Genomic DNA, 15,561 nt, shown 5'->3' on the forward strand with positions numbered 1-15,561 from the left:
AACTGCCGTTTGCGAGGAGACCCGTGCCCACCGTGCCCGATCCGACAAAGAGGGACCGCTCGATGACTGAACGCCTGGTCACCACCCCCGACGGCACCCGCCTGTGGACCCAGGCCCTCGGCCCTGCCGACGGTGTCCCGCTGCTGCTGATCATGGGCGCCAACGCCTCGGCGATGGGCTGGCCCCAGGAGTTCGTGGACCTGCTCACCGCGCACGGACTGCGCGTCGTGCGCTACGACCACCGCGACACCGGCCGCTCCACCCGCTACGACACCACCCGCTACGGCGTGCACGACCTGGCCGAGGACGCCGTAGCCGTGCTCGACGGCCACGGCATCGGCACCGCCCACGTCGCCGGCATGTCTCTGGGCGGTGTCCTCGGTCAGTTGCTCGCCCTGGACCACCGCGACCGGCTGCGCAGCCTCACCCTGATGCAGACCGCGGCACTGGACGTCGACTTCGCCGGCGCCATGCGCCGCGCGGTCGAGGGCATCTCGGCCCCCGGCGACCTGCCCACACCCAGCCCCGAGATCGTGCGGGCCATGGCCCACCGCGCCGATCCCGCACCCGACCGCGAAACCGCGCTACGTCGCCGCGTCGAGGAGTGGCGCCTGCTCGCGGGAACCGCACTGCCCTTCCACGCCGAGCAGTTCCGCCGCTGGGAGAACACCGCCATCGACCACGCCGGCACCCACCAGCAGCCCGGCGCGCACGCCGCCGCCACCCCCGTGCCGACCAGCCGCGGCCGCGAACTGGCCGGGGTCAGCACACCCACCCTGGTGGTGCAGGGGCCCGAGGACCCCGTCAACCCGCCACCGCACGGGCAGCACCTGGCCTCCCTCATCCCCGGCGCCCGCTGCGTGCAGATCCCCGGACTCGGCCACGCCCTGCCCTCGGCACTGCACCCCGCGCTGGTCACCGCACTGACCGACCACATCGGAGCCCACCCGTGATCGACCCCCGCCTGCACGGCCGCGTCGCCCTGGTCACCGGAGCCGACAACCCGCTGGGCATCGGCGCGGCCATCGCCGCCGCGCTGGCCCGCCAGGGCGTGCGGCTGCTGCTGACCGCCCTGCCCGAGACGCCGCCGCAGCACCCCGGGTCCGCGGCCGCCCGCACCTGCGCCGAGGCCAAGGCCACCGACGGCAGCCAGGTGCGCGACGCGCTGCGCGGCGACGGCGCCCACGTCGAGTTCCACGCCGCCGACCTGGCCGACCCCGACGTGCTGCCGCGGCTGTTCGACCACGCCGAAGCCGCCTTCGGGTCGGTGGAGATCCTGGTCAACAACGCCGCCCACTGCGTGCCCGACACCTTCGACACCCGCTCCCGCGACACCGTCGACGCCGCGGGCATCGACGCCCACCACGCGGTCAACACCCGCGCCCCGGCGCTGCTGATGGCCGAGATGCACCGCCGTCACCTGCGCCGCGGCGGCGACTGGGGCCGCGTGATCAACATCAGCACCGACGCCGCCCCCGGCGCGCCGGGCGAGATCTCCTACTGGGCCAGCAAACACGCCCTGGAAAGCCTCAGCCGCTCGGCGGCGCTGGAGCTGGGCCCGGCCGGCATCACCGTCAACTCGATCGCTCCCGGCCCGGTGCAGACCGGCTGGATCGACCAGGCCATGGACACCGAGTTCGCCGCCTTCAGCCCCCTGGGCCGGGTCGGCACCCCCGAGGACATCGCCGACATCGCCGTGTTCCTGGCCTCGCACCAGGGCCGCTGGATCACCGGGCAGACCCTCCTCGCCGGAGGCGGGAAACGACTGTTCTGACCCGGCCACGGCGAAAACCAGCGGTGTATTCAGATACAGTGTTGAATCTGAATGCGCCACTTCGAGGAGGGACGACGATGGTGGAGCAGGTGCACCGGGTGATCCTGCGCGGCAAGTTCGTCGGCCTCGACCAGCACGCCCGCTCGGCACTGCTGGCCGAGGCCGACGACCACGACGTGCTGGACGCCCGCTTCACCGACCGCGGCAGCCTCACCTACGACCGGCGGCTGGCGGGTTTCACCTTCCGCTGCGAGCTCCCCGCCCCCGACGACATCGGCCGCGACGACCTGCGCCGACGCGCCGAGACCAAGCTCACCGCGCTGCTGGCCCCCTTCGGCTGCGGCCACCGCGACCTCGAGCTCAGCTCCACCAACATGGCCCGGATCAAAATCCGCAGACGCTGAGCCCGCGCCGCCGCCGCAACCACCGTCAGGGGGTCTGACCGCCGGATCGCCGAGCGGCCGGGTGTGGCCGATACTCGGCGGAGCGGGGGGAGTACTTCCAACGGGTCTGCCCGGTCAGGACGGACGCACCGCACGCGTCCCCGGCAGACCGTCCACCGCGGACGGAGGAGACCCCGGACACCACCGGTGTTCGAGGAGGCCCCCATGCCCACCCCCGCCTCGGTGCAGGCAGCCGCACCCGGGTCGATCGGCAACCCCTGGCTGTGGGCGGTCAGCATCGCCGTGCTGCTCGCCCTGCTGGTGGTCGACTTCGTGGTCACCCGCCGCCCGCACGAGGTCTCCCTGCGCGAGGCCGTGGGCTGGTCGGTGTTCTACCTCGCCCTGCCCCTGGTTTTCGGGGCGGCGCTGTGGATCGCGTTCGGCACCGACCAGGCACTGGAGTTCATCACCGGCTTCGTGGTCGAGAAGTCGCTGTCGGTGGACAACCTGTTCGTGTTCATGATCCTGCTGACCGGCTTCGCCGTCCCCGCCGAGCTCCAGCAACGCGTGCTGCTCTACGGCATCGTCGGCGCACTGGTGCTGCGCGGGGTGTTCATCGCCGCGGGCGCGGCCCTGCTGCAGGCCGGGACCTGGGCGTTCCTGGTCTTCGGCGCCATCCTGTTCGCCACCGCGATCAAAATCCTGTACGAAGCCGTGCGCGGCGAAGGACTCGACCGCGACGTCTCCCAGATGCGCTCGGTGCGGCTGCTGCGCCGCCTGATGCCGGTCACCGACGACTACCAGGACACCCGGCTCACCGCCCGCCAGAACGGCAGGCTCGCCCTGACCCCGCTGACCGTCGTGGTCGTGGCCGTCTTCGCCACCGACGTCGTCTTCGCCGTGGACTCCGTGCCCGCCGTCTACGGCATCACCGAGGACCCCTACCTGGTGTTCACCACCAACGCCTTCGCCCTGCTGGGCCTGCGCGCGCTGTACTTCGTCCTGCACACCGCGCTGGCCAAACTCACCCACCTCAACCACGGCCTGGCCGTCATCCTGGCCTTCATCGGGGTCAAGCTGGTGCTGCACTGGGCGCACGGCATCTGGCCCGCCGTGCCGGAGATCCCCACCCTCCTGTCGCTGGCGTTCATCGTGCTGGTGCTGGCCGCGGTCACCCTCACCAGCCTCTACGCCAACCGACGCGCCGAAACCACCCCCGGGAGCTGACCGTGCTCACCGCCCTGCTCGTCGAAGCCGCCGTCACCGCACTGGTGCTCATCGCGCTGCTGGTCACCTGCGCGGTCCTGCTCGACGCACACCCGCCCCGCAGACCCCGCCCCTAGAGCAGACCGGTCAGGGCCGGCCGCGGGTGGCGACCTCGCGCTCGAAGTCCAGCAGCTGCCGCTTGCGCTCCAGCCCACCGCCGTAGCCGGTCAGGGCACCCGAGGAACCGACCACGCGGTGGCACGGCACGACGACCCCGATCGGGTTCCTGCCGTTGGCCAGGCCCACCGCCCGCGCCGCCGCGGGCCTGCCGATGCGCTCGGCCAGCTCACCGTAGGAGACCGTGGTGCCGTAGGGGATCGACCGCAGCGCGGTCCAGACTTCCTGCTGGAACGGCGTCCCCGTGAACCGCATCGGAAGGTCGAACTCCGTGCGCTGCCCCGCGAAGTAGCCCTCCAGTTGCCGGACGCATTCGCCGAACGGCTCCGCGTCGGGTTCGCCGAAGGTCTCCTGCGGGGGCCGGTGGCGCTGCTGGTCCATGTAGACCCCGCAGAGCACCCCGTCGGTGGCCACCAGCGTCAAGGGGCCGACAGGGCTGTCGATCACGGTGTGGGTGCGCATGGGGTTCCTCTCCTCACGCCGCGGGCAAGCGGTTGATCGCGTGGTCGCCGGTGGCCCACAGGTACTGCACGGCATAGGCGCGCCACGGCCGCCAGGCCGCCGCGCGGGCGGTCAGCGCCGCCGGGGTCCGCGGCAGGCCGAGCTGCCGGGCCGCCAGGCGCACGCCCAGGTCGGTGGCGATGAAGGCGTCCGGATCGCCCAGCGCGCGCATCGCGATCGACTCCACGCTCCAGGGCCCGATGCCCGGCAACGCGGCCAGGCCCGCGCGGGCCCGCCGCCAGTCACCGGAGACGTCGAGATCGACCTGGCCCTCGGCCAGCGCGTTCACCAGCGCCAGCAGCGCGCGGCGGCGCGACCGCGGGAACGCCAGCGTCGCCGGATCCACCGCCGCCAGCGCCTCGGGCTCGGGGAACAGGTGCGTGAGCCCGCCTTCGGCGTCGGCGACCTCGGTGCCGTGCTCGACCACCAGGCGGGCGGCCAGCGTGCGCGCCGCGGCGGTGGAGACCTGCTGGCCCAGCACCGTGCGCACCGCGAACTCGGCGGAGTCCACCGTGCGCGGCACCCGCCGGCCGGGATTCTTGTCGACCAGCTCCCGCAGCAGCGCATCCGAGCGCAGCAACTCGTCGACGGCCACCGGATCGGCGTCGAGGTCCAGCAGCCTGCGGCAGCGGTTGATCGCCACCGGCAGGTCCCGCAGATCGCTCAGCGAAAGCCGGCAGCCGACGTGGTCGGGCATCGGACGCAGGGCGACCACACCGTGCCCGTGCGGCAGGCGCAGCGTGCGCCGGTAGGACCCGTCGCGCCACTCCTCCACCCCCGGCACCGCCGTGGCCGCCAGGTGCCCGAAGAGGTTGTCGGGGCACAACGGGGCGCGGAAGGGCAACCGCAGCGACAGCGGACCCGACGGCGCCGGCGCCCCCGGCGAACAGCGCCGCAGCTCGCTCGGCGCCACGGCGAACACCTCGCGCACCGTGTCGTTGAACGCGCGGATGCTGCCGAAGCCCGCCGCCAGCGCCACCTCGGCCATCGGCAGCGCGGTCGTCTCCACCAGCACCCGGGCGGTCTGCGCCCGCTGCGCGCGGGCCAGCGCCAGCGGCCCCGCCCCGACCTCGGCCAGCAACTGCCGCTCGACCTGCCGGTCGCTGTAGCCGAGCCGCGCGGCCAGCCCCGGCACGCCCTCCCGGTCCACCACGCCGTCGGCGATCAACCGCATGGCCCGCCCGACGAGATCCGCGCGCTGGTTCCACTCCGGCGAGCCCGGGCTGGCGTCGGGACGGCAGCGCTTGCACGCCCGGAAACCGGCCTGCTGCGCCGCGGCCGAGGTCGGGAAGAACCGCATGTTCTCCGCCTTGGGCGGCACCACCGGACAGCTCGGCCTGCAGTAGATCCCGGTGGTCAGCACCGCGGTGAAGAACCACCCGTCGAAGCGCGCGTCCCGGGAACGCACCGCCCGCACGCACCGCTCAACATCATCATGCACACCAGAAGCATCCACCGCCGGCGCACCGCGGTCTAGCAGAAATCCGACATCATGGGCCCGCGTAGGCGATTCTTCGCGCTCCCGCAGGCTCAGACCAAGCGCTGTTCGAGGACCTGACCCGGCCAGCCGTCGCGGTCGAACCGCTCGGTCGGCCTGAACCCGGCATCGACGTAGTAGCGCACCAGCCTGCCGTCACCACCCGCCCAGCAGTCCACCCGCAGCAGCCCGATCCGGCGCCGCGACGCCTGCCCCCGCGCGTGCTCCAGCAGCGCCGTGCCGATACCGCGCCCGCGCAAGCGCCGCGAGGTCAGCAGCAGCCGCACGTAGAGCTCGGGCTCGGTCGCGGCCGGCGCGTAGGGCGGCGGCTGCTCGCCCAGCACCAGCGCCCCCGCCACCTCCCCGTCGACCTCGGCGATCCACAGGTCACCGCTGTCGAGGGTCGAGCGCACCCCCTGCACCCGGTCGGGCACACCCGACCACGGCACGCTGCCCCACTGGGCCTGCCTGCCCAGCCCGGTCAGCCACTCCACGGCCTCGTCGAACATCCCCAGGATCGCCGGGAGGTCTCCGTGGTCGCCCAAGCGCAGAACCGTCATGATCGACATCATGGCGCCCCGGGCCCCCGCCGGGCAGCCCTGCGGCGGAAATCCGCCACCGTCGTGTGGCCCGGCTCTCGAGCTGAATCGGTCCGGCACCACGTCCACTGTGATCCGTGGCGGGCACGCGCGGCAACCGGCCCACGGCCGATAGCATCGCCAGGGCAACCACCCGGCGAGCAGGAAGTAAATTCAGATGACCCAAGCGCCCGTCACCGTGACCGTCACCGGCGCGGCAGGCCAGATCGGCTACGCCCTGCTGTTCCGGATCGCCTCCGGCCAGCTCATCGGGCCCGACACCCCGGTCAGGCTGCGGCTGCTGGAGATCCCGCAGGCGGTCAAGGCGGCCGAGGGCACCGCCATGGAGCTCGACGACTGCGCGTTCCCGCTGCTGCAGAGCATCGAGGTCACCGACGACGCCCGCACGGCCTTCGACGGCACCAACGTCGCGCTGCTGGTCGGTGCGCGCCCCCGCACCAAGGGCATGGAGCGCGGTGACCTGCTGGAGGCCAACGGCGGCATCTTCAAGCCCCAGGGCGAGGCCATCAACGCCGGTGCCGCCGACGACGTCCGCGTGCTGGTGGTCGGCAACCCCGCCAACACCAACGCCCTGATCGCCCAGGCCCACGCCCCCGACGTCCCCGCCGAGCGGTTCACCGCGATGACGCGCCTGGACCACAACCGCGCCCTGACCCAGCTCGCGCAGAAGCTCAGCGTGTCGGTCAACGACATCAAGAAGCTCACGATCTGGGGCAACCACTCGGCCACCCAGTACCCCGACCTGTTCCACGCCGAGGTCAACGGCAAGATCGCCGCCGAGCAGGTCGACCAGGCCTGGCTGGCCGACACCTTCATCCCCACCGTGGCCAAGCGCGGCGCGGCCATCATCGAGGCCCGCGGCGCGTCCTCGGCCGCCTCGGCCGCCAACGCCGCCATCGACCACATCCACACCTGGGTCAACGGCACCCCGGAGGGCGACTGGACCTCGGCCGCGGTCGTCTCCGACGGCTCCTACGGCGTGCCCGAGGGCCTGATCTCCTCCTTCCCGGTCGTCGCCCGCGACGGCCGGTACGAGATCGTGCAGGGCCTGGAGATCGACGAGTTCTCCCGCCAGCGCATCGACGCCTCGGTCAACGAGCTCAGCGAAGAGCGCGACGCGGTCCGCAAGCTCGGCCTGCTCTGAACCCACTGACCTGCGGGCCGCACCCGAACCGGGTGCGGCCCGCAGTGCTGTGCACGGCCGGTGCCGACGCGAGTGGCCGATCCGCCCGGTCGTGCAAGACTCGGAACCGCACCAGCCCGACAACGCCCCTCTCACGCTCGGAGGACGGCAATGTCTGAGCACATCGGCGGCACTGACCAGGCCAGCACCGCGAAAGCGGACTACGAGCGACTGCGCACCGGCCACCTCAGCGCGGTGCACGCCGCACTCGAAGACCACACCGCGCGCCTGGACTGGACACGGGAACAGATCGAGCACTACCGCGACCAGCGCCTGCGCGCCCTGCTCACCTACGCCCAGCAGCGCTCCCCGTTCCACGCGGCACGAACCCGCGGCCTGGACCTGTCCACGGCCACGACCGCAGACCTCGCTCGGCTTCCGGTGATGACCAAGCAGGACGCCCAGGAGCAGTGGGACGCCATCGTCACCGTTCCCGGCCTCGACCGGGACCAGGCCGAGCGCACCCTGGCCGAACAACCCTGGTTCTCCTACACCCCAGGCGGCCAGCAGATCTTCAGCTCCGGCGGATCGACCGGCGTGCGCGGTGTCTACGTGTGGGACTGGGACCTGTTCGTGTCCCTGGCCTGCCTCGCCTGGCGCACGCAGGCACGAGAAGAACGCCGCGCCGGTGGGCAGCGCCCGGCCCTGCTCGCCGTGCTGGAAGCCGGCGAGCCACCGCATGCCAGCACACCGTTGTTCGACGTAGCCAGTGCGGCGGGCATGCACACCGTCGTGATACCGGCCGGCGAGCCCTTCGACGACGTCCTCGCGGCGGTCGCCGCCGCCCGACCCACCCACCTCGTCGGCTACGCCACGGTGATCGGACGGCTCGCCCGCGCAGCCTCGGCAGGAGCACTGGACATCCAGCCGGTCCGCGTCAGCACCAACTCCGAGCCCCTCTTCGAGGAAGACCGGCAGGCGATCCACGACGCCTGGAACGTGCCGGTCCACAACCTCTGGGGCTCCACCGAGATCGGCGTCCAGGCCGTCGGGTGCGGACACGGCGAGGGACTGCACGTGTGCGAGGACGAAGTCGTGCTCGAACGGGTCGACGAAGCCGGCACGCCGGTCGCCCCCGACGAACCCGCAGCGCGGACGCTGGCCACCGGACTGGCCAACCGGACGTTCCCGTTCATCCGCTACGACCTCGGCGACGAGGTCACGCCCCTGCCCGGCGACTGCCCGTGCGGCAGCCGGTTCGCACGCCTGGCCGACATCGCCGGACGACGCGACGACGACTTCCACTACCCGGCGTGCACAGTGCCCGCGAGCGTGTTCCGCCACGTCCTCGGCACCGACCCGCACATCGCCGAGTACCAGGTCCACCAGACCCCGGCCGGAGCCGAGATCCTCGCCGTCGGCTCACCCGACGCGACCGCGCTGACCTCCTCGGTCGAAGCCGCACTGCGCCACCACGGACTGCCCGACCCGCAGGTCCGCATCCGCACGGTCGACCACCTCGCACGCCACGAGGCGACCGGAAAGCTGCGTCGGTTCATCGCACTGCACTGAACAACCGTCGACATTTCCGACCAGTGCTCGGAAATGCTGAGTGCGTGGGCGAATTCCCGCTGTCGGGGCGATTAGCCGGTGATCACCCGCACGCGCTGCCCGAGGACGAGTATCCGGTGGGGAGGCTCAGCTTCCGAGGATCTCCGCCACGGGCTGTCGCGGGTCGTAGGCGGCCCAGCCCGGGTCTCCGGTGCCGGCGAACGCGACCCAGGCGGTGTGCATCCGGCCCGCGAGGCCGCCCGGGGCGGGGTCGGGGCCGAGCAGGCCTGTGTCACCGTGCAGCCACGGCTCGTCGGCGATGTCGAAGACGAATGGAAGCTCCACGGTGTGGGTGGCGCCGAGTCGTCCGTTCAGGGCCGTCGAGCGATACCCGAACGAGTAGACGTGTGTGCGGCCGCCCGAGATCTGTGCGTGGGCTTGGGCCATGCGGGCCGTACCGGCCCCGAACAGGGCCTCCCCGAGCACCGCAGAGCGCAGTTCGCCCGGTGTCGCGTTCGACAGGGCCACGCGGTGCGCGGCGACCTGGGTCTCCGGGTCCGCGTACACCTTGGCGGCGATGGCGAGCACGTCTGCCGTCGTGGAGGACTCCAGGTTGCCCTGCGGCACGAGATAGAGGTGCCCCTCTTCGGTGTTGGTCCCGATCAGCAGGTCGACGTCGCAGGCCGGGCCATCGGCGAGACCGTCGGCGGGCTGGACCGCGAGGACCAGGCTGAACGGGCTGAGGCCGGCCAGCGGGTCCGTGGCGGTGCTGGTGCGCAGGTCGAGTCCGGCCAGTGCGGGCAGGATCTCCAGGAAGCGCTCGTCCGGGATCGCGGCGAATGCTTCGTCGGTCGGTTCGACGCCCAGCGTCGCGGCCGCCCTGGCGGTGACCCGCTGCGCCTGTTCCGGGGTGAAGGCGCCGGTGCCGCTGCCGCTCTGGATGATCGCCCGCCGGAACAGGCCTTTGGCCTCCGGCGTCGCGAGTAGCGCTCCGACGAGTGTGGCGCCCGCGGACTGGCCGAAGATCGTGACGTTGTCCGGATCACCACCGAACGCCGCGACTGTGGCGCGCACCCAGCCGAGCGCGGCGAGCACGTCGAGCAGCCCGCGGTTGGCCGGAGCGCCCTGCAGGTCGAGGAAACCGGGGATGCCGAGGCGGTAGTTCACCGTCACCAGGACGATGCCGTCGCGGGCGAACGCGCTGCCGTCATAGAGCGCGGCGCGGGTTGAGCCGGTGACGAATCCGCCGCCGTGCACGAAGACCATGACGGGGCGCTTGCCGCCGTCGGTGGCAGGCGTGCGGACGTCGACGGTCAGATACTCCTCGCCCCGCACCCAGCCCGGCCCGAAGTAGGGGACCATGTCGAGCCTGCCGAAGTCGCGGACCGGTTGGGGAGCTGTCGGCGAGGGTCGCGTGCCGTCGCGGACGCCGGACCAGCCCGGGTGCGGCGCGGGCGGGGCGAAACGGCGGGCGCCGACCGGCGCTGCCGCGTAGGGGATGGCACGGTAGAACTCGCCGGAGTCGTCGAGGATGCCGCGCACGGCGCCCGCCGAGGTTTCGACGACCGGGTCTGCATGCTGGATCACGGGAGACGCTTCCTTTCCGGGAGTATCAGGACAGGCGGGAGAAGGCCGCCCACTGCTTGATCGCGAACCTCGACCCGTTGCGCTCGACCTCCGCGGCGCCATGGCCGCCGAAGTGCGCGGGGAACACGAGCGCGTTGTTCTCGGCGGCGTGGCCGAGCAGCTTGTGCCGGGTGGCCCGGGACTCGGCCGGGGCCTCGCAGAAGCAGGAGTTGGTCTCCGGCTCCGCGATCTGCAGCGCGGTGTGCACCAGGTCCCCGACGAACAGGGCCCGGTCGCCGCCGGACTCCAGGGCGAGCACGGACGAGCCGGGGGTATGCCCGGGAGCGAGATCGAGCCGCAGGTTCTTGTCGATCCGGTACGACCCCTCCCACAGCCGGGTCAGACCGGCCCGGTGGACCGGCGCGACGCTGTCCTCGAAGACGTTCTGGTTCCCGCGGCCCAGCACGGACTTGTTCTCGTTGGACGGGTCCCAGAACTCGAAGTCCCGCCGCGTCATCAGGTACGTGGCGTTCGGGAAGGTCGGCACCCAGCTACGGCCGTCGAGCCGGGTGTTCCAGCCGACGTGGTCGACGTGCAGGTGCGTGTTGACCACGATGTCGACATCCTCGGGCCGCACCCCGGCGGCGGCGAGGGTGTCGAGGTAGCTCGTGTCCAGACGGCTCCACACCGGCGAGTACGGCCGGTCCTTGTGGTTGCCCACGCCGGTGTCGACGAGGATCGTGCGCCCCTCGCTGCGCAGCAGCCAGGACTGGATCGCCGAATGGCACTCGTCCGCCTCAGGATTCCAGAAGTCGGGCGCCAGCCAGCCACGGTGCTCGTCCCACGAGCCGTCAGGACTGTCCGGGAAGAACTCACCCGGAGTCATCTCGACCGAGCCGTAGAACTCCTTGATGCGGGTGACGGTGACATCGCCCAGGGTGATCTGCTCGGGGTTCTGCTCCATGTGGTCCGTCCTTGGGTTCGAGGCACGTGTCCGAATGAGACCGAGCCTGGACACGCGGGCGCGCACGAACCACTCCCGCGTTGTCCTACCCCTCGCAGGGTGTGGCTGGGACCGGGCCGTGGCCCGGATACTGAGGACATGGACGGACCTGGCCCACTCGGCGATTTCCTGCAGGCCAGACGGGCGTTGCTGCGACCGCAAGACGTCGGTCTGCGCGACCTCGGACCCCGCAGGCGGGTGGCCGGGCTCCGGCGCGAGGAACTGGCCCAGCTGGCGGGCGTCAGCGTTTCGTACTACACGAGGTTGGAACAGGGCTTGTCCCGCGGGGCCTCGGCCGAGGTGCTCGAGGCGATCGGCCGCGCCCTGCTGCTCGACGACCACGAGCGCGAGCACCTCAACCGGCTCGCCGAGGCCGCCCGCCGCACGCCCCGCGCCCGCCGCCCCCGGCCCGAGAAGCTCGCCGACGAGACGCGGGACCTCCTGCGCGCCGTGGACGGCGTCCCGGCGCTGGTGCTCGGCCGGCGTACGGACGTGCTGGCGTGGAACACCCTCGGGCACGCCCTGCTGGCCGGCCACCTGGACTTCCACAGCCCGGACAACCTGGCGGAGCGGCCGAACATGAGCCGGATGCTGTTCCTGGACCCACACTGCCGGGAGCTGTACACGGACTGGAAGCGCAAGGCCCGCGCGGTGGTCGGCAACCTGCGGATCACCGTCGGCAGGCACCCGCAGGACCCACCGCTCGCGGAGCTGATCGGCGAACTGACGATGAAGAGCCCGGAGTTCGTCGCACTCTGGGGCGACCACCGCGTGGCACCCTGCGACGCCGCGTCCTACGAACTGCACCACCCCGTCGTCGGCCCGGTGACCGTGACACAGCAGACACTGTCGATCGCCCGCTCACCGGAACAAGTGCTGATCGTGTGCACGACCCCCGCCGACTCCCCCTCCGAGGCGGCTCTCGCACTACTCCGACAGACGAGCAGCGGCCAAGCGCCTTGCACCGACAACGTCAGTGCTCCCATCGCGGCGAGCTGGCGATGACCGCGACGACTACCGACGGGTTCCCACCGGACTCCCCGACACTGGCCCCGCATCCTGATCGAGGCCGGAGGCGACCGGAACCACCACGCCCCTGGTCGGCCCGCGAGCATCCTTGGACCATGGGACGGCTTCACTCAGATCCAGCCGTGCCCGGCGGCGATGCGCGCGGCCTCGTGCCGGTTCGCGGCGTCGAGCTTGGCGATGGCGGCCGCGAGGTGGTTGCGCACGGTCCCCCGGGAGAGCGAGACGCGCCGGGCGATCTCTTCGACGGGCGCGCCGTCGCGCGCCAGGGCGAGCACGTCGGCCTCGCGCGGGCTGAGCGGGGAGTCGCCCGCGCTGATCGCCTCCGCCGCGAGCTCGGGGTCGACGTGGCGGCCGCCGCCCACGACCGTGCGGACGACCTGCGCGAGGGTCCGAGGGGACACGGTCTTGGGCAGGAAGCCTCGCGCGCCCGCCGCGAGTGCCGACTTCAGATACCCGGGCCGGCCGTGCGAGGTCACGATGATGCTCCGGCACTCCGGCAGCTGCGCCGCGAGCCGCCGGGCGACCTCGATGCCGTCGGGCCCGGGCAGCTGCAGGTCGAGCAGGGCCACGTCGGGACGGACCCGCAGGGCCGTGGCCAGCGCCTCGTCACCGGACGCGGCCTGGCCGACGACCTCGAAGCCGTCCTCGAGCTCGAGCAGCCCGGCGATGGCGTTTCGGATGAGGTGTTCGTCGTCGGCGACGAGGATGCGGGTCATGCGGGCTCTTCCTTCGCAAGCGGGATCGTGGCCTCGAGCAGGAACCAGGTGCCGTCGCGGCGCGCGGTGACGTGCCCGCCGAGCGCGCGGATCCGCTCGGACATCGAGCGCAGCCCCATTCCCTCGCCGATGTCGGCGGCAACGGGCCCGCCGGCCTCGCTGGTCTGCGCGGAGCCTGCGGGACGGGCCCCGTCGTTGGCGATCGTGAGGAGTACCTCCCCGTCCTGGTTCGCGGTCGCGAGGGTGACCTGGTTCGCCGCGGAGTGGCGCAGCAGGTTCGTGACGCCCTCGCGCACGACCCACGCGAGAGCCTCCGCGCACTCCTGGGGGACGGGGTCGCCGGTCACCGTGCAGCGGATGCCGGCGGACTCCAGCAGCGATCGCGCGCCCGACACCTCGCCGTCCCAGGTCGTGCGCAGCTCGCCGCGCACGATGTGGCGGACCTCGGTGCCCGCCTCCTCGGCGAGCTGCCGCACCGCGGTGATCTCGGCCGCGGCCCGTTCATCGTGGCGGCGGCGGACGAGTTCCGACGCCAATGAGCTCTTGACCGCGATCGTCGCCAGGGTCCGCCCGAACACGTCGTGGAGGTCGCGTGAGATGCGCAGGCGTTCGTTCGCGAGCGCGAGCTCGGCACGCATCTCGTGCGCCGCCTGCAGTTCGCGTAGCACCCGTAGCATCCACGCGCTCGACCAGCAGGCCCACAGGACGGCGCTGATCACGATCGCGCCGGTCACCAGTGCCGGAACCTCGGAGCCCCCCGTGAGCAGCGCGACCGTCACCAGAATCGCCGCGTTGAGCAGGAGCGCCCGGCGTGCGTCGAGTGCGGGTACGAAGCTCGCGGCGGCCGAGGCGATCGCCGCTGCGACCGCCAGGCCCATCGCGGGCAGGGGGATTCGCGGGGCCACGACGACGAACGCCGCCAGCGTGAGCGCCCACACGGCGACCGTCCCGACGGGAAACCGCCGTGCGCGGCCGACGATATGGTCGATGCTCCAGTTGACGACGACGATGTTCCCGGCTGTCAGGGCGAGGACGAGCCCGAGCGCCGCCGCCGGTGCCGCGGCGTGCGCTCCGGTGCTGCGCCCGGCCATCAGCGCGGCGCCGAGGAGGGTGGTGACCGGGAACGTGACGGCGCTGTAAGTCGACCAGCGCACGTATGCCTCGAACTTGCGCGCGCCCACCAGCGGCGAATCACTCATGGCCGTCATTGTCCCGTCACACCCGCACGGACCGTGGGTCCACGGGGGTCAGGGCGGGTCCCGTCGTGCGTGTGCGCAGCCACACCACCGCCGTGATCGAGACGAGGGTGAGGCAGGGGATGAGCAGGGCGGGCGACCCGGCACCCGCCGACCGGTCCAGAAGAGGGGCGACGAGGTCGACGTGCACGGCGGTGGCGAGAAGGAGGCTGAGCGTGTTGTTCAGCGCGTGGACGACGACCCCGGTCTCGATGCCGCCGGTGCGCCAGGTGATGACGGCCGGACCGGCACCGAGGGTGAAGTACCAGAGGTTGAGCCACGGGTCGGTCGAGAGGTGAACGGCCATGAACACCAGGCTCGAGGTGAGGACGCCGATGATCAGCGCCGTGCGCGGCCCGCGGCCCCAGCTCCCGGCGACCCGGAAGACGAGTCCGCGAAAGCCGTACTCCTCGCCGGCCGCCTGCACGGGCGTCAGCAGGAGGGTGACGGCGACCATGCCGACCAGGTCGGCGAACGACCAGTAGGTCTGCTTGCCGGGCATGGCGACGGCCAGGAAGACCGAATTGACCAGCCAGACGGGGCCGATGAACAAAAGCGCCCGGCCGAACACGTCCAACCGGAAGCGCGATACCACGGAGTGCATCGAGGCGCCCCGCACGCCGTAGAGCCACCGCTGGATGAGCATGCTCCACGGAATGAGCAGGGCGACCGAGAACAGACCCGCGCCTTGGTACAGGGGTGTGAAGTCGGTGCCGCCCAGGGTCGGATTGGTCCTGCCCATCCGCGTGTCGATGGAAGCGGCCGCCTGGGCGATGATGAAGCTGAAGACGAACATCCCGGCCACCAGGAGCACGATCGCGAGGATGCCGCGCCCTATGCGGCGCTTCTCACCGGCGAGCACGCGGTGGTACTCCACACCCGGCGGGAGCGGCCGCGGACCGCGACGGCGCGGGTGCGGCACGGCCGGATCGGCCGGTGCGTGCGGAGATGTCCGCACCGCTCCCACGTCCGGGGCCGTGCGGAACGCGTCGGCCGATCGCGAGGTCGGAGACGAAGGGAAACGGTCGTAGTTGGGGTTCATGCTCCGAACCTAAGGCGGAGCGGGTTCGTGACAGAGTGTCACCGATCATGGGTTTTCCCCGTGCCCCGCACGGGTCAGGCATGACAGATGTCATGGGTGCCAGGCTCAAGCCCCAATCCGTCCTGGTGGACCGAACGGAACTCGGTTGCCGCTCGTCGTTTCCGCGCGGGAGCATGGCC

General features: G+C 72.0%; 15 protein-coding genes. 7 read left to right on the forward strand and 8 right to left on the reverse strand.

Features of this window, described 5'->3' with window-relative positions; translation table 11 throughout:
• The first annotated feature begins 62 nt into the window (after positions 1-62).
• The 4 genes from HUO13_RS20540 (at position 63) to HUO13_RS20555 (ending at position 3,384) form a co-directional block, all read left to right on the forward strand.
• Positions 63-953, forward strand: coding sequence for an alpha/beta fold hydrolase (locus tag HUO13_RS20540; protein ID WP_211896744.1), 891 nt, complete (start codon positions 63-65; stop codon positions 951-953).
• On the forward strand, positions 950-1,774 hold the full coding sequence (locus HUO13_RS20545) for an SDR family NAD(P)-dependent oxidoreductase (RefSeq protein WP_211896745.1): 825 nt from the start codon (positions 950-952) through the stop codon (positions 1,772-1,774). The genes HUO13_RS20540 and HUO13_RS20545 overlap by 4 nt, the downstream gene beginning before the upstream one ends.
• 77 nt (positions 1,775-1,851) lie before the next feature.
• The gene (locus tag HUO13_RS20550; RefSeq protein ID WP_211896746.1) at positions 1,852-2,178 is read left to right on the forward strand and encodes a DUF6204 family protein; all 327 of its coding nucleotides are present in this window, start codon (positions 1,852-1,854) and stop codon (positions 2,176-2,178) included.
• A 204-nt stretch (positions 2,179-2,382) separates the two neighbouring features.
• Entirely contained in the window at positions 2,383-3,384 is a 1,002-nt protein-coding gene (locus HUO13_RS20555; RefSeq protein ID WP_211896747.1) for a TerC/Alx family metal homeostasis membrane protein, read from the forward strand.
• Between the two features lie 126 nt (positions 3,385-3,510).
• Here HUO13_RS20555 and HUO13_RS20560 read toward each other — a convergent pair whose 3' ends face one another.
• The 3 genes from HUO13_RS20560 to HUO13_RS20570 form a co-directional block, all read right to left on the reverse strand.
• The gene (locus HUO13_RS20560) at positions 3,511-4,002 is read right to left on the reverse strand and encodes a methylated-DNA--[protein]-cysteine S-methyltransferase (RefSeq protein ID WP_211896748.1); all 492 of its coding nucleotides are present in this window, start codon (positions 4,000-4,002) and stop codon (positions 3,511-3,513) included.
• A gap of 13 nt (positions 4,003-4,015) precedes the next feature.
• Entirely contained in the window at positions 4,016-5,482 is a 1,467-nt protein-coding gene (locus tag HUO13_RS20565) for an AlkA N-terminal domain-containing protein (protein WP_211896749.1), read from the reverse strand.
• An 89-nt stretch (positions 5,483-5,571) separates the two neighbouring features.
• Positions 5,572-6,090, reverse strand: a complete 519-nt coding sequence (locus HUO13_RS20570; protein WP_211896750.1) for a GNAT family N-acetyltransferase — start codon at positions 6,088-6,090, stop codon at positions 5,572-5,574.
• A 184-nt stretch (positions 6,091-6,274) separates the two neighbouring features.
• Here HUO13_RS20570 and HUO13_RS20575 point away from each other — a divergent pair, with 184 nt between their 5' ends.
• Positions 6,275-7,261 (forward strand): malate dehydrogenase, encoded by a 987-nt coding sequence (locus HUO13_RS20575; RefSeq protein WP_211896751.1) that lies wholly within the window; start codon positions 6,275-6,277, stop codon positions 7,259-7,261.
• Between the two features lie 150 nt (positions 7,262-7,411).
• Complete coding sequence (locus tag HUO13_RS20580) at positions 7,412-8,812, forward strand: phenylacetate--CoA ligase family protein (RefSeq protein ID WP_211896752.1); 1,401 nt, start codon at positions 7,412-7,414, stop codon at positions 8,810-8,812.
• Positions 8,813-8,938: 126 nt separating this feature from the next.
• Here the strand turns inward: HUO13_RS20580 and HUO13_RS20585 are convergent, their stop codons facing one another.
• Entirely contained in the window at positions 8,939-10,378 is a 1,440-nt protein-coding gene (locus HUO13_RS20585; RefSeq protein WP_211896753.1) for a carboxylesterase/lipase family protein, read from the reverse strand.
• A gap of 25 nt (positions 10,379-10,403) precedes the next feature.
• On the reverse strand, positions 10,404-11,321 hold the full coding sequence (locus tag HUO13_RS20590) for an MBL fold metallo-hydrolase (RefSeq protein ID WP_211896754.1): 918 nt from the start codon (positions 11,319-11,321) through the stop codon (positions 10,404-10,406).
• 138 nt (positions 11,322-11,459) lie between these two features.
• Here HUO13_RS20590 and HUO13_RS20595 point away from each other — a divergent pair, with 138 nt between their 5' ends.
• Positions 11,460-12,365 (forward strand): helix-turn-helix transcriptional regulator, encoded by a 906-nt coding sequence (locus HUO13_RS20595; protein ID WP_211896755.1) that lies wholly within the window; start codon positions 11,460-11,462, stop codon positions 12,363-12,365.
• Positions 12,366-12,499: 134 nt separating this feature from the next.
• Here HUO13_RS20595 and HUO13_RS20600 read toward each other — a convergent pair whose 3' ends face one another.
• Genes HUO13_RS20600 through HUO13_RS20610 form a run of 3 tightly spaced genes read right to left on the reverse strand, consistent with a single transcriptional unit; the run spans position 12,500 to position 15,382 of the window.
• Positions 12,500-13,105: a response regulator transcription factor gene (locus HUO13_RS20600; RefSeq protein ID WP_211896756.1), complete on the reverse strand. Its 606-nt coding sequence runs from the start codon at positions 13,103-13,105 to the stop codon at positions 12,500-12,502.
• Entirely contained in the window at positions 13,102-14,304 is a 1,203-nt protein-coding gene (locus HUO13_RS20605) for a sensor histidine kinase (RefSeq protein WP_249123899.1), read from the reverse strand. Before HUO13_RS20605 ends, HUO13_RS20600 begins: the two co-directional genes overlap by 4 nt.
• A 16-nt stretch (positions 14,305-14,320) precedes the next feature.
• Positions 14,321-15,382: a CPBP family intramembrane glutamic endopeptidase gene (locus HUO13_RS20610; RefSeq protein WP_211896757.1), complete on the reverse strand. Its 1,062-nt coding sequence runs from the start codon at positions 15,380-15,382 to the stop codon at positions 14,321-14,323.
• Positions 15,383-15,561 lie beyond the last annotated feature (179 nt).

This window comes from Saccharopolyspora erythraea (assembly GCF_018141105.1).
Lineage (GTDB): Bacteria > Actinomycetota > Actinomycetes > Mycobacteriales > Pseudonocardiaceae > Saccharopolyspora_D > Saccharopolyspora_D erythraea_A.

Bases quoted from the DNA above. Each gene is read 5' to 3' on its own strand.
- HUO13_RS20540 (WP_211896744.1), top strand. From the start codon at position 63: ATGACTGAACGCCTGGTCACCACCCCCGACGGCACCCGCCTGTGGACC.
- HUO13_RS20550 (WP_211896746.1), top strand. From the start codon at position 1,852: ATGGTGGAGCAGGTGCACCGGGTGATCCTGCGCGGCAAGTTCGTCGGC.
- HUO13_RS20555 (WP_211896747.1), top strand. From the start codon at position 2,383: ATGCCCACCCCCGCCTCGGTGCAGGCAGCCGCACCCGGGTCGATCGGC.
- HUO13_RS20560 (WP_211896748.1), bottom strand. From the start codon at position 4,002: ATGCGCACCCACACCGTGATCGACAGCCCTGTCGGCCCCTTGACGCTG.
- HUO13_RS20570 (WP_211896750.1), bottom strand. From the start codon at position 6,090: ATGATGTCGATCATGACGGTTCTGCGCTTGGGCGACCACGGAGACCTC.
- HUO13_RS20575 (WP_211896751.1), top strand. From the start codon at position 6,275: ATGACCCAAGCGCCCGTCACCGTGACCGTCACCGGCGCGGCAGGCCAG.
- HUO13_RS20580 (WP_211896752.1), top strand. From the start codon at position 7,412: ATGTCTGAGCACATCGGCGGCACTGACCAGGCCAGCACCGCGAAAGCG.
- HUO13_RS20590 (WP_211896754.1), bottom strand. From the start codon at position 11,321: ATGGAGCAGAACCCCGAGCAGATCACCCTGGGCGATGTCACCGTCACC.
- HUO13_RS20595 (WP_211896755.1), top strand. From the start codon at position 11,460: ATGGACGGACCTGGCCCACTCGGCGATTTCCTGCAGGCCAGACGGGCG.
- HUO13_RS20600 (WP_211896756.1), bottom strand. From the start codon at position 13,105: ATGACCCGCATCCTCGTCGCCGACGACGAACACCTCATCCGAAACGCC.
- HUO13_RS20605 (WP_249123899.1), bottom strand. From the start codon at position 14,304: ATGAGTGATTCGCCGCTGGTGGGCGCGCGCAAGTTCGAGGCATACGTG.
- HUO13_RS20610 (WP_211896757.1), bottom strand. From the start codon at position 15,382: ATGAACCCCAACTACGACCGTTTCCCTTCGTCTCCGACCTCGCGATCG.